We start from the raw sequence: 19236 nt of genomic DNA on the forward strand, positions 1-19236 counted from the left end.
TGTCCGACCGCGGACACTGTCAACGATTCAGGGGGCACGAGTGCGACTGCTCTACGCGCTGCTCCTTTCCGGCATCATCCTGACCGTGGGGCTCTCGGTGGCGCTGCCCGATGCGACACTCGTCGCCGGCGGGTTCACCATCGCTGCCGCGGCGGTGGGACTGACGCTGGTCAACCGCACCCAGCGCATCATTGCGGGGGTGCTGATCGGTGTGGGGATCGCATCCGTTGTGGTCGGTCTGGTTTTGGGCGGACAGATCGTGGGCCGCGACCTGTTCCTGGTCAACCAGGACCTGATCGGCATGCTCGCCGCGGTGTCGTTTCTGCGATTGGTCACACCGACCTCGCCGATCACCCGCACCCGGCTGCACGGCCGACTCGCCGTCGTGCGCACCGCACTGGCCACGCACGCGCTCGGCGCGATCATCAACATCGGTGCGGTCGGCATTGTCGGCGACCACCTGCGCGGTCGCTCCAGCCTGCGGCTCGCCGATGCGGCGCTGATCTCCCGGGCCTACTCGACCGCTGCGTACTGGTCGCCGTTCTGGGCGGCCGCCGCGGCAGCGACCACGCTCGTTCCCGGCGCGAATTCACTGGTGCTGATGCTGGTGGGGCTGGGGCTCGCGCTCGTCACCATCGGCCTGAGCGTCTGGGACATCTTCCACCTCTGGGGCCGCGAACTGCCCGCGTACACCGGCTATACGCTCAGCTGGGAGCTCATTCGCGTACCGCTCGCCCTCGTGGCCCTGGTGGTGCTGGCGCACCAGCTGGTTCCCACGGTTCCGGTGCCGCGGATCGTGCTGCTCGCCGGCCTCGGCGTCACCCTGATCGGCTTGCTGATCATGAACGGTCGTGGCGCCCTGCGCGCGCTGGCGCGCCACGCCCGGCACGACCTGCCGCAGCTGCGCGGTGAGGTAACGCTGTTCGCCTCCGCCGGGGTGCTCGCCGTCGGTCTGCGGATGCTGTTTCCCCTGTTCGACCTGCAGCTGCCGGTGACCGAGTTCACCGTTCCCGTGGCCTGGGCCATGATGCTCGCGATGATTCTGTGCGCGATCATGGGGGTGCACCCGGTGGTGTCGGTTGCGATCGTCGCGGCGCTCGTGCAGCCCCTGTCGCCCGACCCCACGTTGTTCGTGCTGGCCGCGTGCATCGGCTGGGGAGTGTCGACCGCGGTCGGCCCAGTCACCGGATTGACGATGCTGCTTAGTGCGCGGTACGGCATCGACAGCATCACCCTCACACGGCGCAACCTGGTCTACCTGGCCGCCGTGCTCGTTGCTTCCTGGCCGGCATTGCTGCTCTGCGCCGCACTGGTCTAGCGCTTGGCGCACGACCGCGCCCGATTAGGGTGCGCGCTACGACCGTTACCGTAGCGCCCACCAGGATCGGGCGCGGTCAAGCGGATGCGAAAGGCAGGCTAGACGGCGACCTCGACGGGCTCGTCGCTGACGACGTAGTTCTGAATCTCGATGAGCAGCAGGTCGCCGGCTTCCTGGTCGGTCAGGCCCTGGGCCAGAGCGAGTTCGGAGACGAGGATCTGGCGGGCCTTTTCGAGCATCCGCTTTTCGCCGGCGGAGACACCCTTGTCCTGGTCGCGACGCCACAGGTCGCGTACGACCTCGCTGACCCGGTAGACGCTGCCGCTGGCCATCTTCTCCTGGTTGGCCTTGTAGCGGCGTGACCAGTTGCCCGGCTCCTCGGTGAAGGCGTTCTGCAGAATTTCATAGACGGCGCTTACGCCGGCGGCGTCGATGACGTCGCGCACGCCGACGAGCTCGACGTTGTCGACCGGCAGCTGAATGGTGAGCGCGCTGGTGTGCACGTTGAGGGTCATGAACTGCTTCTCGACGCCCTTGATGGTGCGGGTCGCGAGGGCCGTGATGGTGACCGCTCCGTGGTGCGGGTAGACCAGGGTTTCGCCGATTTCAATCTTCATAGAATGCGCCTTCAGTGTTGTGTGGGTGATGCAACGCGAACGGGCGTTGCGCTTGAGGTTTCGGGTTCGAGCAGCCAGCCGGGCAGCAGGGCCACGAGCTGGTCGACGAGTTCGTCGTCGGAGACGTCGAGGTGACCGCGCATCCAGGCGCCGATCAGGGTGAGCGCTCCGCCGGCGACATAGGTCGTGACCAGTTCGGCGTTGACGGCGTCGTCGAAGACGAGCACCGACTCGAGCATGCGGGTGGCGTAGGCCTCGATGATCTGGTCGTGCGCGCTGCGCGTCAACGGTAGTTCGAGCACGCTCGCGTACAGGGGAAAGTTCTCGACCATATGGGCGACGAGTCGGGCATAGCCGAGGCGTGAGGCGTTCTCGCCGGTGCGCGGCCGCGGCAGATCGAGCCCGGCCGAGCCGATGTCGGCGAACTGCGCCCGCAGCAGTTCGGCGGCGAGCACGTCGAGGCTGTTGAAGTGCGCATAGAAGGAGCTGCGGCTGATCCCGGCCAGGCGCACGATCTCGGCCACCGAAACGGATGCCGCCGGCTGGGCGATCAGCGTGCGGATCGCCGTGAGAATGAGTTGCCGGGTGCGCTCAGCGCGCGGGTCGTGTTTCGACTCGTCTGGCTGCAGAATTGGCTGCACCTTTGGCTGGACTGCCGCCTGCGGGGCGGGCGCAGTCAACGAAGTCATTTGACCATACTAACACTTTTCGGACAAGTGTCCGAGACGGGCAACGTTTTCACGGCTGACTCGCGGAAAACCCCGAGTCAGCCGAGAATTTCAGCGCCCGCGGTACTCGTCGAGCAGCTGCGCGCAGCGGATGAAGCCGAGGTGCGAGTAAGCCTGCGGGTGGTTGCCGAGGTGGGTTTCGGTGGCCGGGTCGAACTCTTCGGAGAGCAGACCGGTGGGGCCGGCCAGGGCGATCAGCTGGTTGAACAGCACTTCGGCCTCGTCGATGCGCCCGGTAAGCACGTAGGCCTCGATCAGCCAGGTCGTGCAGATGTGAAAGCCGCCCTCGAGGCCGGGCAGGCCGTCGTCGTAGCGGTAGCGGAACACCGTCGGCCCCACGCGCAGCTCGCGCTCGACCGCGCTCACGGTGAGCTGAAAACGCTCGTCGGTCACGCCGAGCAGGCCGGACAGGCCGATGTGCAGCACGGCGGCGTCCAGGTCGGGGCTGTCGTAGGCCACTGTGTACGACTGGGCTTCCTCACTCCAGCCTTCGCGCAGCACTTCGTCACGAATCGTGGCGGCGAGTTCCACCCAGCCGGCCCCGACGTCCCTGCCGTGCCGCTCGGCGGTGCGGATGGCCCGGTCAACGGTCACCCAGCACATCGTCTTCGTGTAGGTGTGGTGTCGCGGCGAGCGCCGCGCCTCCCAGATGCCATGGTCGGGTTCCTGCCAGCGACTCGTGACGGCGTCGACCATCTCGGTCAGCAGGTGCCACTGAAAGTCCGAGAGCGTTCCCTGCCGGGCGCTCAGCGTGTCGATGAGCTCGGCGACCGGTCCGAACACGTCAATCTGCACCTGATTGTCGGCGGCGTTTCCGATGCGTACCGGGCGTGATCCGGCGTAGCCGGGCAGCGATTCGAGACTGGCTTCGGTCGACAGCGATGAGCCGGTGACCGAATAGAGCGGATGCAGCCACTGCGCGCCGGGACTGTCCGCCACGACCCCGGCCAGCCAGCGCAAGAACCCGTCGGCTTCGTCGGTCGATCCCAGGTCGACGAGCGCTTTCACGGTCATCGAGCCGTCACGCAGCCAGCAGTAGCGGTAGTCCCAGTTGCGGGTGCCGCCGATTCCTTCGGGCAGCGACGTCGTCGAGGCGGCGAGCACGGCGCCGGTCGGTTCGTAGCAGAGGGCCCGCAGCACGAGGGCTGACCGGCCAACCAGCGACGGCTTCACGCTCGGCAACGACAGGGTGTTCACCCAGGAACGCGAGTCATTCATGACCGCGCCGCGACGGGCGGCTTCGCCGGCGGCATCCGCTGTGTAGGGCTCGGTATCGCCGCAGCGCAGGTTGAGCATGATGGCACCCTGCGAAAGGTCGACGACGGCGGTGGCTGTTTCGTTGCGGCCGTCGCTGGTGACGGTGAAGTCGACGCCCGCGGCCGTCAGCACGATCGGGTCGGGGGTTCCGGTGATGGTCACCACACCGTCGGCGGCGTGCATGTTGAAGTAGGCGACGGCGTAGTCGGGGCGCGGTGCGAAAACGATGCGGGCGAGCCCGGTGCCGGTGAGCTTGCGCACGAGGTTGGTGATGCCAAGCGGTGACGGCTCGATGTAGTCGGTGACGGTGACGTCGGCCCAGCGGGTTTCGACGACCATGGTGTTGTCGACGTAGCGCTGGCCGAGCACGCGGCTCTTCTTGACCGGCTCGATCGAGAAGTGTCCGGCCTCTTCGCTGCCGAGGATGCTCGCGAACAGCGAGCCGGAATCGGGCAGCGGATGCGTCATCCAGCAGATGCGCGCTTCCGGCGTCACGAGGGCGGTCGAGGTGCCGTCGCCGAGCATGGAGTGGCGTTCGATGGCCACGACATGCTGGCCGAACAGCCAGTCCTTGCGTAGCTCGAACAGCAAGGCCAGAATCTGGGCGAGCTTTTCGGGGCCGCTGATGCGGTGCGCGGCAACGGATGCGTCGTCACCGATGCGAATGCCGAGGTCGGGGCCGTGCAGGGTATTCATGGCCATTTCGTCGCTCGCCGCGTCGCCGGCGAAGAAGGCCGCGCTGACGCCGAGACGGATGCGCAGCCGGTCGAGGGCGACGCCGGAATCCTGCGACTCATCGGAGGGCTCGGGGGCGTCGAAGAATTCCGAGTCAAACTCGGCGCCGTTCGACCCCACCAGGTGCACCTCGCGGGGCAGTCGGGAATCGGCGGCGAGGTCGCGTAATGGGCGGCCGGACATGACGGCGGTGTGGGTGTTGGGCAGGGCCGCGAGGGCGCGCAAAGCCGTCGCGGATTCTTCCAGCAGCACAGACGGCACATTCGACGCAACGTGGTGCGAGAGGGTGCCACCGTAGTTGCAGGCCACGAGGAGAGAGGGGGTGCGCGCGAGCTGTTGCAGATCCTGCAGTATCTCAGCCGACAGCCCCGTCAGCGTGCGTGGAAGGTTCTTGGAAAGATTCAATCGTTGGGGCATTAGAGGTTCCTTGCAGAAGGGCGTCGGCCGTCAAACCGGTTGCTGGACCTAGGCGACGTTACCATTTGCCATAGGCTGCTCGGCGGCTGACGCACCGTCCGGCGGGCTGTTGTCAGAATCGGGCGGCCCCGCGACCCACTAGCCTGAAGCCACGACCGCACTTTTGGTTGGCAACTTTTCGCCGGGTGGGTGACATGGCAACGAGGTGGGCGCGGTTCGCTCGCGGCTGGCTGACGGCCGTCGTGGCCGTGCTCGTCGCCGCCCTCTCGCACGTGGCCGCTGGCGGCCAGGCGCCCGCGCCGGTCAGCGTCTCGATCGCTCTCGCCTTTGCGGGCATGGTCAGCGTCGCTCTGGCGGGCAAGAAACTCTCCCTGGTGAAGCTCAGTGTGTCTGTGGGGTTCAGCCAGGTGCTGTTCCACCTGCTGTTCGGGCTCGGCGGAACGGCAGGCTCCATGACGATGGCCGGGCACCACGGGTCGGCGACCGAGATCGTGGGGGCGGCATCCGCTTCGCCGATCTCGCCTGCGATGGGGTGGATGTGGATTGCCCACGCCCTGGCAGCGATCGTGACGATCGTGGCACTGCGCTGCGGCGAGCGCACCTTCTGGACGCTGGTCGAGCTGGCGCGCACCGCGCTCGTGACCGTGGTCATTGCGCTCGGGCTGGTGCTCGTTCCGCTTCGCGTGGCTCGACTGCGCGCCGCGCTGCACCGCGTGATCGAACCAGTCGACCTGGCCGTGTTGCTGTCGCCGATGCGACACCGCGGGCCGCCGCGCGCGCTCGCCGGCTTCTAAGCCCTCGCGCCGCGCCTCGCTCGCGGCACGTTAGCGGTCGCATCCGCTCGCGGCACTCGTTTGAGAAGCCGGCACTGGTTTGAACCAGTGCCCCGAGCCCAAACACGTGCCATGACGCACCCATCCTTCTCGCGAACTCCTCGGAGGCACCGCATGCTCTCTTTCCCTGCCCGAAACCGGCTCCTCGCCGGTCTCGGTATCCTCGCGCTCGCCGCAGCGTTCACGATCGGCGGCGTCGCACCGGCCGCGAGCGCGCACGATTCGGTGGCGTCCACCGTGCCGTCCGACACCGAACACGTCGGCCTGGCACCGGCCACCGTGTCGATGCGGTTCACCGACGACATCATGCAGCTCGGCGCGATCATGCTCGTCGTTGATTCAGCGGGCACCGACTGGGGCACCGGCGAACCCGCCCTCGACGGGCCGACGGCCACCCTGGCCGTTGACCCCGCCCTGCCCGACGGCGCCTACCAGGTGCGCTGGCGGGTGGTCTCGGCCGACGGGCACCCCATCTCCGGCACCTTCGACTTTAGTGTCGGCGACGCCAGCGCGGTGGCCACACCGACAACGGACGCCGCCGCTCCCGTTATCACCACCCCGACCGATTCGACCGTGGTCACCACCAACACGGCCGCCAGCACCGGCGGCGGGCTCCCGATCGGCGTCACCGCGCTCATCGGTGCCCTCGTCGGCCTCGGCCTCTTTCTCGGGGTTGTGGCGCTGACGCGCCGTGCAGCATCCGCTCGTCAACGCACAAATCCCCCCACTACAGAAACGACACACTCATGACCTCCACCACACCCCGCCTTCTCATCGTTGCCGCCCTGGGCCTGCTCGCCCTGACCGGTTGCGCCGCCACCACCGACACCGCATCCCCCGACACCGCGGCGACCAGCACGGCGACCGCAGCCGCGAGCCTCACCATCACCGACCCCTGGGTCAAGAGCGCCGAGACTGGAATGAGCGCCGCGTTCGGCACACTCGCGAATGCCAGCGACACCGACATCAACGTGGTCTCGGCCGAATCAACGGCCGCGACCATGATCGAGCTGCACGAGACCGTCGCCGACGACTCCGGTGCCATGGTGATGCAGCAGAAAGAGGGCGGGTTCGTCGTTCCGGCGAACGGCACCTACGAGCTCGCGCCCGGCGCCAACCACCTCATGCTCATGGGCCTCACCGAGCCGATCGTCGCGGGCGCCGAGAACACCTTCACCCTCACCCTGTCCGACGGGTCGACGGTAGAGTTCACCGTCCCGGCCAAGGACTACTCGGGCGCAAACGAGAGCTACGACAAATAATGTTGGTCGATCAGCCTGGTCGTCGCCTCAGCCGGCGTCACCTCCTTGTGGGAGGTGCCAGCAACCCCGGCTGGATGCTTGGCGGCACCGGCTTCGTGCTGCGGCGCATCGCGATGGGTCTCGACAAGTGGGACAAGCTCGATCGGTCCGGGCGGGAGGCATCCGTTGGTCGCACTCTCAGCAACGGCGCGCCGCTGACCGGCACCAACGAAACGGATGCCCCGGATTTTGCCGCGAAGACCACCATCGGTTTTCCGGTGATCCCGGAGTTCTCGCACCTGCGGCGGGCCCGCAGCGAGAACCCCGACGAACGCATCCTGCGCCGGGGCTACAACTACGACGACGCGCCTACGGGCGGCAGCGTGTCGAACTCCGGCCTGCTCTTCGTCTCTTTTCAAGCGGATATCGACGCCCAGTTCGTGCCTATTCAGCGCCGCATCGACGCCCTCGACCTGCTGAACGTGTGGATCACACCGATCGGCTCGGCCGTCTTCGCCATTCCGCCGGGCTGCGCCGCTGGCGGTTATGTCGGCGACACCCTGTTCTGACCCTGCGGTTGAACCGGCTCGTGGCACGTGTTTAGGAGGTTCGCCCTGGTTTGAACAGGGGCCACCGTCTCAAACACGTGCCACGAGAGCGGATGCCGCGGTGCTGGCCACCGGCATCGGCCGCGTGGGCAGTTAGACGGTTTCGCCCATCGGGAGGTTGCCCTTGCGGGCGTCCAGCTTGCCGAAGTGGGTCTCGAGCAGGCTCTTCATCTTGTGCAGGGCGCCGGTGAGGGCTTCCTCCACGGCGTTGGCGTTCTCGGTGACGACGACCGGGGTTCCGCCGGCCGGGCGAGCTTCGAGGGTGCACTTGATGTCGTCGGTGCTGCTGCGGCCGGCGCTGCCATCGGAGAGGTGAACCTCAACCCGGGTGAGGCGTTCGCCGTAGCGCGCGAGGGACTCTTCGACGATGGTTTCCAGCGCTCCGGCAACCCGCTCGGTGCCGTCGACGTTGCTGTCGGTGTTCACGATGACCTGCATACTCACTCCTCTTAATTGCTGACAACTTCAGGCTACCGCTTGCGGATGCGTGCCCATTGCGAGCCCGTTCGGCACCCACGGCATCCGCTCCCGGCGAATTGCGACCCCACGGCCGGCCTGCGAGACTGGAAGTGATTTTGTTCCCAGTGTGAGGTTTAAACCAGTGAAGATTCTCGTCGGTTTCGCGCCGCAGTCCCTGCGCTGACCCCGTCGAACAGCCTTTCCCGGCTCCGGTGTCAGTTGCCCACGACACCGTTGGAGAATCCTTCGCTAAGCACATCAGCCTCACCGACGTCAGACCGCGCAGTTCCTGCTCGATACAGCGGACGACCGGGCCGGCTCAGCTGATGCCACCAATACGCTCGAGCGCCGCGCGCATGATCTGTGCCTCCGGCGTCGGCGCCACGTGGTGGTTCGTGTAGATCCCCACCAGCCACTGCAGCACTTCGCTTTCACTCATGGCGACGGCATTCCAGTCCACCCCGGGCTCAGCCGCGGTGCGCGGTTCGCCGGTGAGCGGGTCGAGCCAGGCGCGAGCGATCGGAACGTCGGGGTCGTCGTTGTTCACATTCCAGAGCAGGGCGATCGGATGGTTGTCACCGTCGATGTGCTCGTGGTCGACGCGCCCGGAGCCGAGCCAGGGCAAGGTCAGCAGCTCGCCGATGATGCCAACATCGATCAGCTCGAGCTGGGTCGGTTCGGTCTCGGGAACGTAGAGGGTGAACCCCTGCTCAAACCACTCGGCGGCCTCGTAGATCGAATCGAGCAACTCGTCGAGAGCATCGACCTCCTGCACCAGAATGAGCGCCCATTCCAGCAGAATCTGGGTCTGGTCGGCCGGCCACGGACTCTCCATCGGGTCGATCGTGCCGTGAAAGTGAAAGCTCGGGCCGGCTTCGTCGAGCAGCACGTGCAGTTGGCCGCTGTCGTAGTCGATCGACAGGTTGAGCGCTCCGCCCTCGTCGTCGCGGTCGGCGAACAGATCCGGGTGGGCCAGTTCCGGCGGCAGAGTGATCGCTGCGGCGAGTCGGGGGCCCAGATCGAGAACAACGCGAAACTGAACGGTCGGCAGGCGCAGGGTTTCATCCTGCTCGAAGTGCTGGTCTGACATGGTTCGAGTTTATCGACCACCAGCCGCCCTCGACGTGCCGGAAGAGCGTGCCGGTCCAACGCGCATAAGCGGATGCCCGCAAGCTCTCGCGCAGCAGCGGTCGGCGTGGCAGACTGCGGCCTATGGATATCGAGCTGTGGTGGCCCAAGCTGAGTCCGTCAACGCGGGAGTGGCTGATGCAGAACAACGGCGACGCCGTGCCGCCGGCCCTCGTGGCCGAAATCACGAGGGCCGGCGGCGAGGTCGCCACCGATAGTGAGAGTGAACAATCCGGCGTCTATCTGTCGGACGACGACGTCGACTGGATCGAGACGGTCGCCAACGAGGAAGAGCCCACCTGACGCCAAGCCGGAGCGGTCGCGCATCCGCTTGAGTCGGGCGATCAGGGCCACCTAAACTGAGCCCATGCGCACCGCCGGAGTGGACCTCGCCGCCGAGCCCAAAGGCACCGCGCTTGCTGTCATCGACTGGACCGACGCCAGGGCGTTCTTGTCTGAACTGCACCTCGGCGTATCAGACGAGATCATCGTGCGCACGGCGGGCACCGTTGACAAGGTCGGCATCGATTGTGCGTTCGGCTGGCCCGACGAGTTCGTGCAGTTCGTGGTCGGGCATTCCAGCGGCGACCTGCCCGGAGTCGACGGCGGAATGGCCTGGCGACGTACCCTGGCCTACCGCGAAACCGACCGGGAGGTGCGAAAGATCACCGGCCGCTGGCCGCTCAGTGTTTCCACCGACCGGCTCGGACTCACCGCTATGCGCTGCGCCGGCCTGCTTTCCCGAATCTCGGCGGCCGGTATTCCCGTCGACCGGGCCGGTTCCGGAGTTGTCGCAGAAATCTACCCGGGCGCATCGCTTCGCCTGTGGGGGTTCTCGACGACGGGGTACCGCACCGACGCCGCCAGGCGCTCGCACCTCCTGGCCGAGATTCAGGATGCCGCACCCTGGCTCGATCTCGGCCCGCACGCCCCACACATGATCACCTCAGCGGATGCCTTCGACGCTGTGATCGCGGCCCTCGCCGCCCGCAGCGCCGCGCTGGGATTCTACGAACCGCCTGCGCCGGCCATGCTCGATCGTGCCCGCCGCGAGGGCTGGATCGTGCTGCCGAACGGCCCTCTCGCCGAGTTATTGCCATCCGCAAGATGACCGCGCCCGAAATCGGTGGCCGCTACGCCGATGGCGCTCGAAGAAGCCGGACTCTCGATCAACGATGTGGAACTGGTCACCCTCGGCAACCCGGACATGCCCACCGCGCTGGCCAACGGCAGCATCGACGCCGCATTCGCATCGGCACCGTTCTGGAACATGCCCGTTGAAGACGGAACCGCGGTGAGCCTGTGGACCACGCCCACCGGGACATCCGGTACCGGGGTCATCTACGGCGGAGACTTCGCAGGATCTGAACTCGCGCAGAAGTTCTTCACCGCACTGACCCGTGGCGCACAGGACCTGCAGGGCGACGACCGGTACACCGACGAGAACCTTGCCATTATTGGTGCCGCGACCGGCCAGACCGCCGAGCAGGTGGCCGCGGTACCGCTGTACCGCAGGCTGCCCGACCTTGCGCCGCTGCCGAAGCAGCTCGCCGCGATGGAACGCATGTGGATGGAACGCGGGGCGATCGTCTCCACCGACCCGATTCCCGAAGCCGACTACGTGGACGCCACGTTCGCGCAGAACTCTTAGTCGATTCCCCGGGCCGTCCAGCCTGATCGGGCACCCCGGGCTGAATCGCCGCGCTCAAACACACCTATGGTGGATGGCAACGCCCGCGTCTGACAAAGGAGAAGCCGTATGCCCGAAGCACCCCCTCGAGCGAATGCCTATTTCGAGCCGATCGCGCCCGGCCGCTACCGGCCGACCGAGCATGCCGGCGGCGCCTGGCAGGCCGACGAGATCCACTTCAGCCCTCTCGGCGGCCTGATCGTGCACGCCATCGACCTGCACCGAGCAGCCGAGGCGGGTGGCGCCAACGGCAAGGAGCTCGGGCGTATCAGCTTCGACATTCTGGGCTTCCTTGCCGCCCAGGACTGTGAGGTCCGGGTCGAGACGATCCGTCCCGGCCGCACCATCGAGCTCATCGAGGCGACCGTCATCATCGCCGGCCGACCGGCCGTGCTCGCTCGCGCCTGGTTCATCGCGACCGCCGACACCGCCGCCGTCGCTGGTGGCGGATCGGTCTCCCTACCCGCACCCGACACGGCGACCCCGTGGTCGATGACCGACACCTGGCCGGGAGGGTACGTCGCCTCCCTGGAGACGAAGGCCGTCGCACCTCCCCTACCCGGAGAAACGAGCGCGTGGCTTCGCACCGACATCGCACTCGTCGCGGGCGAGGCAATAAGCCCCCATGCCTCGTTCATCACCCTGGTGGACACCGCCAACGGAATCGCCGTTCGCCAGTCGCCGCTGGATTGGGCGTACCCCAACCTCGACCTCACCATCCACTTTCACCGGCAGCCGACCGGCAAATGGGTGGGGCTGGAGACCACGGTCACCTTCGGGCCGGCCGGCCACGGCATCACCAGCAGCGTGCTCCACGATGAGTCCGGGCCGGTGGGCCGCGCCGAGCAGATCCTGACCGTGCGACCACTGCGCTGACCCGCCCGCTACAGACCTGTGACCGCAGGCTCAGCCAGGATGCCGGTGGCCGGGCAGGTGGGCCCGCTCCCCGTCGTGGTCGAAGATCGTCAGTATTTCCACGGGTCCCTCGTACGCCTCGATGGTGTGCGGGGTCATCGTGAAAAACTCGGCTTCCTGGCCCTCGCGCACGAGGATGGTCCGCTCGCCGAGCCGTAGCTGCACCGTGCCGCTCAGCACCGTGAACCATTCGTAGCCGGGGTGCACCTTCGTCTCGCTGATCATACGGTTGGGCGTGATGCGCATCTTGGCGATCGTGACGCCGCGGCGGTCGCGCTCGCGCGACAGGATCCACAGGGTCGATCCGGCCATCGTCTCCGGCTCCGGGCGGATGAACGGCCTGGCGTAGTAGGCATGACACCGACCCAGACTCCCGCGAACCACTCGCACCACGATCGGCCCGGCCACGGTCCCGCGCTGGGAGATGACAGCAACCTCGCTGAGTTCCTCAACCTCGACGGCGTGCTCGTCGTCACGGAGGTAGCCGGTGTGACGACGTACGACCCCGCCGACCTCGGTACCGGCCGAGCCGGCTTCGGCGAGCGCATCGTCGGGGCGCTCGCCGCTCACGGCTACCCCGTTACCGCCGACTGGACGATCGCCCTGGCCGAGGCCGGGTTCGCCCCGGTCGAGCGTCATGCGTACACATTCACGGCATCCGCCCGCACCACCGACGGCGCTCGCTACCTGGCCTTGCAGCTCACTATGAGCCTGGCTCGTCTAACCGAAGACCTTTCCGCTGACGATCTCACGGCCCTCGACGACGCGATCACCGCCCTCGTGGCAGGAACGTCAGAGGTCGTGATGACGTCAGGGCGCTTCAGCTGGATCGCCGTCCGACCGATTACAACGGGGTCAAACCAGCACGACACCGGCGCGCCGGGAGACAGCCGGTGACCGACACGCTCCAGGCCGATGTCGTTGTGGTCGGAGGCGGCCCGGCTGGCCTCGTGGCCGCGGTCGCACTCGGTCTCTCGCGACGCAGCGTCATCGTCGTAGATACCGGACAACCGCGCAACGCCCCGGCCGATGGCGCCCACAATGTACTCGGTGAGGAAGGCGTCTCCCCCCTGGAGTTGCTCGCCCGCGGGCGCGCCGAGGCCGAGGCCTATGGCGTCCGCATCGTGTCCGGAGTTGCGACCGGCGCGTCCGGAACACTGGACGATTTCACCGTCGAGGCAAACGGCGGAGCGGTTCAGGTTCGCGCGCGTCGCGTGATCCTGGCTACCGGACTCGTCGACGATCTGTCGGCCGTCCCCGGCGTCACCGAGGCCTGGGGCCATGGTGGGCGCCGCGGTACACGGCGACCTCGCCGTCGCCGGCCTCGCGCAGGCCGTGCGGGCGGAGCGCGAACCCTTCTCGGTCGCAAGTGACGCCCGGAACGTCGAGACGGTGCTCGGCGATCGACGGCACGGGATCTCAGCGTCGCCCCACGACCATCATGGCAATTAACGAACGGGCGTCGCGGCCACCGAATCCGGGCGCCCTCATCTCGCGGGCCCAGTTGAGCCGCTCGTCGGGCACCGTGTTGCCAAAATCGCCATCTGAGAAAAACGAAACCCCCTACTCCCCAGTGAAACACTGGGATGTAGGGGGTTTTTCGTGGCGATACCGGTGGGATTTGAACCCAAAGTCCCGCCCAGTCATAGTCTCACGCACGGCGAAGATGCCCGTGAAATCAACGGTTTCGGGTCACCCTAACGTCTCGTGAATCACCTCGAATTTTTTGAAGTGTGGGCAGAATGTGGGCACGCGCCTTTTGAACGCCCGAGCGCAGGGATTTCCCAGCACGCGCCGCCATGTGCACTTACGGCCGTTCAATCAAGGCGCGCGACTCTGATCCTCCTCCACTATCAAATCGATCGCTCTCACCGTGCGGTGCATCACGTCAAAGACCGCGCCCCCTCCCCGACCAAACATTAACGTTAGGGTTATTTCAGCGGAAACGATCGCATGACGCGTGGGATCGCTCCCACGAGTCGTTCTGTCGATCGAACAGAGCCTAGGTCGCCCCCTTCCTCGGAGCATGACGAGCGTGATCAGAGCAAGAACATATCTCTTCTTAGAGAGCGTTGCGATTACCGCGACCAGGGCCACAGTCAGTATCCACCACGGCGCCCCGCCGCTATCGAGTGCTGTCTCCGGCACTCCAGCAGCACTTCAGCCAGTCCTTACGGCGGATATCACCTCTGCGCAATTGATGTTGGCCAAACACAACGAGGTGACCGCCTACGTTGACGCGCTCGCCACAGTGTCGACGTCGACCTGCACCTTCTCCAGCACGCGCGCGACGCAGAGAGCACCCAAGCGTCAAATCTCAGGCTGCCAGAAGACTCGCTGACGGCTGGGGTTCATGGCCTGCCGATTCGCGCTACGCAGTGCGGTAGCGAAACGAATTCGCGGGAAACGACTTTCACAGTCATTTTCCCTCACTTCTGAGCTCCTGCTCCTGCGCTCCTGAGCGGTGTGGGAGGGTGATTATTCTTGACGGCCCGGGTTTACCCCGTGCTCAATGTTTCGGGACCGAGTCTCCGGGCGAGTCCTGATTGCGTCTTTGACGGATTCGTTGGATGATTTCGATTCCTAAACACCCTGGGATTGCTACGCCAATGGCTACGGCTAGGAGGTCACCGGTTGGAAGCTCGAGGTCGAAGAAATCGCGAATGATGGGCACTGTGAGACAGGCGAGCAATCCGAGGTACATGCTCGCGAGGATCAGTGCTCGCCATCGGTTTAATGGCCGAATCAGTGCAGCCAACACCCATAGGCCCACCAGGGATACAGCGATGAAGGATGCTGTTTGGGCGGCGTCCTGCGTATTGCCGACGGTGATACGCGAGTATGCGTCCACGCCCAAAATCACCACGCTGATGACGACTCCAGCGGGAATGGAAAATGCCAACGATCGTCGCAGGAATCCTGGGACGTACCTGCGCTGGTTGGGCAGAAGCGCCAGGAAGAACGCGGGGATGCCAATCGTCAGCCCATCGGCGGCGGACAGTTGGCGGGGCAAGAAGGGGAATTCCCAGAGCAGTAGGCCGAAGGCCAAGGCGAGCAGTATGGCGTACGCGGTTTTCGTCAGGAAGAGTTTAGAGACCAGCTCCACGTTTGCGATCACCCGTCGTCCTTCGGCCACCACTTTGGGCAGGTGGGAGAACGCGCCATCGAGCAGCACCAGCCGCGACACCGCTTTCGTGGCGTCAGCTCCGGATCCCATAGCAATTCCGATGTCCGCTTGTTTGAGCGCGAGGGCATCGTTCACTCCGTCGCCCGTCATCGCCACGACATGCCCGCGTCGTTGCAAGGCGATGACCATGTCTCTTTTCTGGGTCGGAGTGACTCTGCCGAACACGTGGTGTTGTTCGAGCACTTCCCCCATCGATGCCAAGTCCTCGGGCAATGTCCGGGCATCGTAGCCATCGCCCTCGAATTGCAGGCCGACTGCGCGGGCCACAGCCGCTACCGTAAGCGGATTGTCGCCAGAGATCACTCGAAGGCCGACCCCCTGTTCTTGGAAGTAGCTCAGAGTCTGCGCAGCATCGGGACGCACCTTTTCCCGAAATGTGACGATTGCGACCGCGCGTACGCCATCAGGTAGCCGTTCCTGTGCAGCCTCGGACACGTTCATCGAATGGAGGGTGTGGGCCAGTACCAGCGTCCGCATGCCCTCACCGGCGAGTCCCGCCGCGGTGCGCAAGACCGCGACGGCGTCGGGAACAGAGGTGTTCAGAATCATTTCCGGAGCTCCGAGTACCCATGTTCCCGCGGCGTCCTCGGCATCGAATGCGACGGATCCCCACTTTCGCCTCGAGTTAAAGGGCACTACGGTCAGGGGTCGTAGCCCCCCCCGCATCGTCGAACTCAACGGTCAAGGCACGGGCTGTGGCGTTAGCGCTGACGTCCGCGCCGAACCACCCGAAAACCTGACGCCACCGGGGAACTGATGAGACCTGAATTTCCAGTACGGCGTCGAAGACTATGGCCCCTTCGGTGAGCGTGCCCGTCTTATCCAGGCAGACCACGTCGACCCGTGCAAGACCCTCCACGGCCGGTAGCTCCTGGACTAGGACTTGGCTGCGTGCCAGTTTCACGGCCGCCAGCGCAAAGGTGACGCTCGTAATCAGTACCAGGCCCTGGGGAATCATACTGATTGTGCTGGCCGTGGCGCTGACCACGCCCTGTCGCCAGGTGCCGGTCTCGATCGCCTGAGTCCACCCTCCCAGCGCCTTCATCTGACCATTGACGACCAACGCGGTGAGCGGAACGAGAGCCCAACTGACCCACCGAATTATGCGATTTAGCCCATTGCGCAGCTCCGAGTTAACCAAGGAAAACTGCTTCGCCTCCCTCGTCAGCTGATTGGCAAAGGAGTCCGCGCCGACGCGCACGACTCTGGCACGGCCGTACCCCGCCACCACAGCCGAACCGGACAGCACGTCCCCCTGCACAGTCAGCGCGACCGGGTCCGCTTCCCCCGTCAACAGGGATTGATCAATTTCGAGGGCGTCTGCTTGCAAAATAGTGGCGTCGGCGGAAACTTGATCTCCGGCGCGCAACACCAAGACATCGTCCAAAACAACGTCCGCAACAGCAATCTCCGCCACGCGTCCCTCTCTCAACACGCGTGCGTGCGGTGCGTGGAGGAAGGTGAGCTTGTCGAGTGTGCGTTTTGCATGGTATTCCTGAACGACACCGATGAGCACATTGGCAATGACCGCAAGTCCAAAAAGTGAGTCCTGCCACTGCCCTAGTGCGAGCAGGAGGATGAAGCATCCGCCCACGATCGCGTTGAACAAGGTGAAGAGATTGCCGCGCAGAATGTGCCACAGGCTCCGGCTTGAATCCGCAGCCACCCGGTTGTCCAAGCCCGCCTCAACCCGAAGCCTCACCTCGTTCTCACTCAGACCGACGTCGGGCAGGCGCTTCGCGTCGAGGACGGGAAGCGCCTGCCGCGCCGCTTGCAACGTCCGCTCCCGGGCTGCCGTTCGTTCTGTCATCCGTTCTGCACACCTCCAATCAAGCGGCTGGAACTATCGAGCAGGCTCAGTGAATTATGGAACCAGAATGATGCTGAATGTGAGATTAAAAGCGCTCACAGAATGACTTTGCGTGCCGTCGCAGTGAACTTTCTCAGAGGATAGCCAAGTATGGGATTGTCACTGTGACCGTGAAGCCGCCTTGTGGCTGATTCTCAAGGTGAACCGTGCCGTTCGCCCGTGAAACGATCGCCGAAACGATGGAGAGGCCCAGGCCGCTCCCACCGGTGCCGCCCCGTTGCGCGTCCGGGCGGGTGAATCGGTCGAAGGCGATGCTGATGAACTCTTCGGCCATCCCAGGGCCGGTGTCCTCAACGGATAGGCGAAGCCCGTTCTGGTCCTGCTGCAGCCGTGCTCGTACTTCTCCTGATTCCGGAGCTGCCCGGAGCGCGTTGCTGATCAGGTTGTCGATTACCTGGGCAAAGTGCGTGGCGGAAATTGGAAAGGACAAGTTGTCTATTGCCTCATCGACGTCAAATTCGACCGTGATGGCTTTATCCAGCGCGAGGAGCCGTGCCCTGTCCGACGCTGCGACGAATTCCGCCACGAGTGACTTCCCGGGCGTGAACTGGGTTTCGTGACCCGCTTCGAGCGTGGACAGCGTGAGGAGGTTCGTCGCCAAACGGGAGAGACGATCGACAGAACTTTCGGCCAATTGTAGGTCCCTGCTGAGGGCACTCGCGTTGCCGTCACTTAAATGGGCGAGCTCGAGCTGGATTTTGAGCAGAGCGATCGGTGTTCGCAGTTCATGACTAGCATCGGAAACCATCTGCTTTTCTCGCGCAGACGTCTCCCGAACGCTCGCGATGAAGTCGTTCAGAGTGAGGGCCAGGGCGGCCAATTCGTCCCGCGCCGGACCCACGGGCAACGGTTCAGATGATCCACTGGCACGGAGAGTCTCGGCGCGCTGGCGCATTCGCGCAACCGGCCGAAGCGCCGCAGTGGTCAATAGCCAGGAAGCCAGTCCGAATCCTATGAGGAGCACAACGGCGCCGAGGATCAGAACTCTCGTCACATTCTCGACAACGAGCGCCGTCAATCGCTGATCTCGCGTTGCCACGACGTGCCAATCCCCGGTCGGGGTTGTGACCGTTCGAACGATGACGAGGTAGTTCGAGTGTGACTGGGTGATGAAGTGTGATCCGTCGCCCAGCCTCGTCAGCCCCGTCAGCCGGCCGAATAATTTGTCGGGAATGTTGCTGACCTTAACGGTTCCTGCTGGATTCACGACCGCAACGTGTTGCTCTCCAGCCGGTGGGTCGATTTGATCTGGATGGGTTGTGATGCGGTCAGGTAGGGAGTACTCGCGTCGTACAGCAGCTTCTTATCGGCAGCAATTTGCACCTGTTCCATCTGCAGCCGAAAGGCAAAGGTCGCGGCGGTCAGTAGCACGGCGGCAACCAGAACACTTCCAATGGTTATTTTCCATCGGATTGACAGCCGCCTCAACCAATTCACTCGTTGACCTTCGCCAGGTAGCCGACACCGCGAACCGTGACAATTGCAACGTTGCTATCTCGTGCCGCCAGCTTCTTGCGGAGCGTGCTGACGTATTGCTCGACGATGTTGGCGTCGATGTGCGTCGCGGTCCCCCAGACGGATTCGAGGATCTCCTGCCGCGTCATGGGCTCACCGAGTTGCGTGATCAATCCCCGCAGCAACGTGAACTCATTAGGGCTGAGCGCAAGGGACTCTTCCCCAACCTGCCCTTTTCGCGACTGGGAGTCCAGTGTCACGTCGCCAGCTGTGACCTTGATCCACTGCTCGGCCGGGTCTCGCCGGATGAGCGCTCTGATCCTCGCGGACACCTCGGCGAAGCTGAACGGTTTCGTGAGATGGTCGTCCGCGCCGGCACCCAACCCGGTCACCCGATCGTCGACAGCATCACGGGCGGTGAGCAGAAGCACCGGCATCGTGCTGCCCGTCTGTCGGACACGTCGGCAGATTTCAAACCCCGACATGTACGGGAGCATCACGTCGACAACGGCTACGGCAAATTGGCAGTTCGCCAGATTTATGAGCGCGTCCACACCGTTGTCCACGAGCACCGTCTCGTACCCTTCGGCGTGCATACCGCGCTCGAGCGCGAGCCCCATCTGGGCATCATCTTCGACGATGAGGATCGATTTCACGAGTGATTCTTTTCCTAACGTACGCGCGCGGGGCAAACGGATCATGGCGTCCTGCTTCATAAAACTAGGTCATGGGCACTTCTCGGAGCCGCCCGGCGACTCAAAGTACGCCTTTCCTGTAC

21 protein-coding genes and 1 pseudogene are annotated in these 19236 nt (G+C 65.0%); 11 read left to right on the forward strand and 11 right to left on the reverse strand.

The genetic code is table 11. From position 1 onward, the window contains the following. The first annotated feature begins 40 nt into the window (after window positions 1–40). Window positions 41–1318, forward strand: coding sequence for a hypothetical protein (locus tag E3T35_RS13415; protein ID WP_134379527.1), 1278 nt, complete (start codon window positions 41–43; stop codon window positions 1316–1318). A gap of 98 nt (window positions 1319–1416) precedes the next feature. Here E3T35_RS13415 and E3T35_RS13420 read toward each other — a convergent pair whose 3' ends face one another. The 3 genes from E3T35_RS13420 to E3T35_RS13430 form a co-directional block, all read right to left on the reverse strand. Then, window positions 1417–1935, reverse strand: coding sequence for a CarD family transcriptional regulator (locus tag E3T35_RS13420; RefSeq protein WP_092107039.1), 519 nt, complete (start codon window positions 1933–1935; stop codon window positions 1417–1419). Window positions 1936–1946: 11 nt separating this feature from the next. Next, window positions 1947–2624 (reverse strand): TetR/AcrR family transcriptional regulator, encoded by a 678-nt coding sequence (locus E3T35_RS13425; protein ID WP_134345526.1) that lies wholly within the window; start codon window positions 2622–2624, stop codon window positions 1947–1949. 90 nt (window positions 2625–2714) lie between these two features. Then, window positions 2715–5072, reverse strand: a complete 2358-nt coding sequence (locus E3T35_RS13430) for a trehalase-like domain-containing protein (RefSeq protein WP_134379529.1) — start codon at window positions 5070–5072, stop codon at window positions 2715–2717. Between the two features lie 194 nt (window positions 5073–5266). On the opposite strand from E3T35_RS13430, the gene E3T35_RS13435 reads away from it, so the two are divergent. From E3T35_RS13435 to E3T35_RS13450, 4 genes and pseudogenes are all read left to right on the forward strand, one after another. Continuing rightward, window positions 5267–5866 carry a hypothetical protein gene (locus E3T35_RS13435; RefSeq protein WP_134379531.1) on the forward strand — a complete coding sequence of 200 codons (600 nt, stop codon included), beginning with the start codon at window positions 5267–5269 and terminating at the stop codon, window positions 5864–5866. A gap of 153 nt (window positions 5867–6019) precedes the next feature. Next, window positions 6020–6655, forward strand: a complete 636-nt coding sequence (locus tag E3T35_RS13440; protein ID WP_166789953.1) for a copper resistance CopC family protein — start codon at window positions 6020–6022, stop codon at window positions 6653–6655. Then, window positions 6652–7167: a copper chaperone PCu(A)C gene (locus E3T35_RS13445; protein WP_134379533.1), complete on the forward strand. Its 516-nt coding sequence runs from the start codon at window positions 6652–6654 to the stop codon at window positions 7165–7167. Before E3T35_RS13440 ends, E3T35_RS13445 begins: the two co-directional genes overlap by 4 nt. 14 nt (window positions 7168–7181) lie before the next feature. Next, window positions 7182–7715, forward strand: a pseudogene (locus E3T35_RS13450) (Dyp-type peroxidase); the annotation flags it as partial. Between the two features lie 132 nt (window positions 7716–7847). On the opposite strand, the gene E3T35_RS13455 reads toward E3T35_RS13450, so the two are convergent. Both E3T35_RS13455 and E3T35_RS13460 read right to left on the reverse strand, forming a co-directional pair. Continuing rightward, entirely contained in the window at window positions 7848–8192 is a 345-nt protein-coding gene (locus E3T35_RS13455; RefSeq protein ID WP_134379537.1) for an HPF/RaiA family ribosome-associated protein, read from the reverse strand. Between the two features lie 340 nt (window positions 8193–8532). Beyond that, a complete protein-coding gene (locus E3T35_RS13460; RefSeq protein ID WP_134379539.1) occupies window positions 8533–9303 on the reverse strand; it encodes a hypothetical protein in 771 nt (256 codons plus the stop codon). Window positions 9304–9425: 122 nt separating this feature from the next. On the opposite strand from E3T35_RS13460, the gene E3T35_RS13465 reads away from it, so the two are divergent. The 4 genes from E3T35_RS13465 (at window position 9426) to E3T35_RS13480 (ending at window position 11907) form a co-directional block, all read left to right on the forward strand. Then, window positions 9426–9644, forward strand: coding sequence for a hypothetical protein (locus E3T35_RS13465; protein WP_134345534.1), 219 nt, complete (start codon window positions 9426–9428; stop codon window positions 9642–9644). Window positions 9645–9708: 64 nt separating this feature from the next. Continuing rightward, on the forward strand, window positions 9709–10452 hold the full coding sequence (locus E3T35_RS13470; RefSeq protein ID WP_134379541.1) for a DUF429 domain-containing protein: 744 nt from the start codon (window positions 9709–9711) through the stop codon (window positions 10450–10452). A gap of 30 nt (window positions 10453–10482) precedes the next feature. Next, window positions 10483–10992, forward strand: a complete 510-nt coding sequence (locus tag E3T35_RS13475; RefSeq protein WP_134379543.1) for an ABC transporter substrate-binding protein — start codon at window positions 10483–10485, stop codon at window positions 10990–10992. A 108-nt stretch (window positions 10993–11100) separates the two neighbouring features. Then, a complete protein-coding gene (locus E3T35_RS13480) occupies window positions 11101–11907 on the forward strand; it encodes a thioesterase family protein (protein ID WP_134345537.1) in 807 nt (268 codons plus the stop codon). Between the two features lie 30 nt (window positions 11908–11937). Here the strand turns inward: E3T35_RS13480 and E3T35_RS13485 are convergent, their stop codons facing one another. Continuing rightward, window positions 11938–12258, reverse strand: a complete 321-nt coding sequence (locus E3T35_RS13485; protein WP_241988853.1) for a cupin domain-containing protein — start codon at window positions 12256–12258, stop codon at window positions 11938–11940. Window positions 12259–12300: 42 nt separating this feature from the next. Between E3T35_RS13485 and E3T35_RS13490 the strand changes: the two genes are divergently transcribed. Beyond that, window positions 12301–12843 (forward strand): hypothetical protein, encoded by a 543-nt coding sequence (locus E3T35_RS13490; RefSeq protein ID WP_134379545.1) that lies wholly within the window; start codon window positions 12301–12303, stop codon window positions 12841–12843. Further along, window positions 12840–13319: an FAD-dependent oxidoreductase gene (locus tag E3T35_RS13495; RefSeq protein WP_134379547.1), complete on the forward strand. Its 480-nt coding sequence runs from the start codon at window positions 12840–12842 to the stop codon at window positions 13317–13319. Before E3T35_RS13490 ends, E3T35_RS13495 begins: the two co-directional genes overlap by 4 nt. 1136 nt (window positions 13320–14455) lie before the next feature. Here the strand turns inward: E3T35_RS13495 and E3T35_RS19870 are convergent. The 5 genes from E3T35_RS19870 to E3T35_RS13510 form a co-directional block, all read right to left on the reverse strand. Then, window positions 14456–15682: an HAD-IC family P-type ATPase gene (locus tag E3T35_RS19870; protein WP_241988854.1), complete on the reverse strand. Its 1227-nt coding sequence runs from the start codon at window positions 15680–15682 to the stop codon at window positions 14456–14458. 76 nt (window positions 15683–15758) lie between these two features. Then, complete coding sequence (locus tag E3T35_RS19875) at window positions 15759–16943, reverse strand: HAD-IC family P-type ATPase (RefSeq protein WP_241988855.1); 1185 nt, start codon at window positions 16941–16943, stop codon at window positions 15759–15761. Window positions 16944–17076: 133 nt separating this feature from the next. Beyond that, on the reverse strand, window positions 17077–18021 hold the full coding sequence (locus tag E3T35_RS13505; protein WP_134379549.1) for a cell wall metabolism sensor histidine kinase WalK: 945 nt from the start codon (window positions 18019–18021) through the stop codon (window positions 17077–17079). A gap of 185 nt (window positions 18022–18206) precedes the next feature. After that, window positions 18207–18374 (reverse strand): hypothetical protein, encoded by a 168-nt coding sequence (locus tag E3T35_RS19345; RefSeq protein WP_166789954.1) that lies wholly within the window; start codon window positions 18372–18374, stop codon window positions 18207–18209. A gap of 62 nt (window positions 18375–18436) precedes the next feature. Beyond that, window positions 18437–19174, reverse strand: a complete 738-nt coding sequence (locus E3T35_RS13510) for a response regulator transcription factor (protein ID WP_241988856.1) — start codon at window positions 19172–19174, stop codon at window positions 18437–18439. Between the last annotated feature and the right edge of the window lie 62 nt (window positions 19175–19236).

The organism is Cryobacterium sp. TMT1-2-2 (assembly GCF_004403505.1).
GTDB classification, from domain to species: domain Bacteria; phylum Actinomycetota; class Actinomycetes; order Actinomycetales; family Microbacteriaceae; genus Cryobacterium; species Cryobacterium flavum.

Bases quoted from the DNA above. Each gene is read 5' to 3' on its own strand.
- E3T35_RS19870 (WP_241988854.1), bottom strand. From the start codon at position 15,682: ATGATTCTGAACACCTCTGTTCCCGACGCCGTCGCGGTCTTGCGCACC.
- E3T35_RS13480 (WP_134345537.1), top strand. From the start codon at position 11,101: ATGCCCGAAGCACCCCCTCGAGCGAATGCCTATTTCGAGCCGATCGCG.
- E3T35_RS13430 (WP_134379529.1), bottom strand. From the start codon at position 5,072: ATGCCCCAACGATTGAATCTTTCCAAGAACCTTCCACGCACGCTGACG.
- E3T35_RS13425 (WP_134345526.1), bottom strand. From the start codon at position 2,624: ATGACTTCGTTGACTGCGCCCGCCCCGCAGGCGGCAGTCCAGCCAAAG.
- E3T35_RS13460 (WP_134379539.1), bottom strand. From the start codon at position 9,303: ATGTCAGACCAGCACTTCGAGCAGGATGAAACCCTGCGCCTGCCGACC.
- E3T35_RS13445 (WP_134379533.1), top strand. From the start codon at position 6,652: ATGACCTCCACCACACCCCGCCTTCTCATCGTTGCCGCCCTGGGCCTG.
- E3T35_RS13510 (WP_241988856.1), bottom strand. From the start codon at position 19,174: ATGAAGCAGGACGCCATGATCCGTTTGCCCCGCGCGCGTACGTTAGGA.
- E3T35_RS13435 (WP_134379531.1), top strand. From the start codon at position 5,267: ATGGCAACGAGGTGGGCGCGGTTCGCTCGCGGCTGGCTGACGGCCGTC.
- E3T35_RS13490 (WP_134379545.1), top strand. From the start codon at position 12,301: ATGACACCGACCCAGACTCCCGCGAACCACTCGCACCACGATCGGCCC.
- E3T35_RS13420 (WP_092107039.1), bottom strand. From the start codon at position 1,935: ATGAAGATTGAAATCGGCGAAACCCTGGTCTACCCGCACCACGGAGCG.
- E3T35_RS19875 (WP_241988855.1), bottom strand. From the start codon at position 16,943: ATGACAGAACGAACGGCAGCCCGGGAGCGGACGTTGCAAGCGGCGCGG.
- E3T35_RS13485 (WP_241988853.1), bottom strand. From the start codon at position 12,258: ATGGCCGGATCGACCCTGTGGATCCTGTCGCGCGAGCGCGACCGCCGC.
- E3T35_RS13455 (WP_134379537.1), bottom strand. From the start codon at position 8,192: ATGCAGGTCATCGTGAACACCGACAGCAACGTCGACGGCACCGAGCGG.
- E3T35_RS13470 (WP_134379541.1), top strand. From the start codon at position 9,709: ATGCGCACCGCCGGAGTGGACCTCGCCGCCGAGCCCAAAGGCACCGCG.
- E3T35_RS13475 (WP_134379543.1), top strand. From the start codon at position 10,483: ATGGCGCTCGAAGAAGCCGGACTCTCGATCAACGATGTGGAACTGGTC.
- E3T35_RS13465 (WP_134345534.1), top strand. From the start codon at position 9,426: ATGGATATCGAGCTGTGGTGGCCCAAGCTGAGTCCGTCAACGCGGGAG.
- E3T35_RS13440 (WP_166789953.1), top strand. From the start codon at position 6,020: ATGCTCTCTTTCCCTGCCCGAAACCGGCTCCTCGCCGGTCTCGGTATC.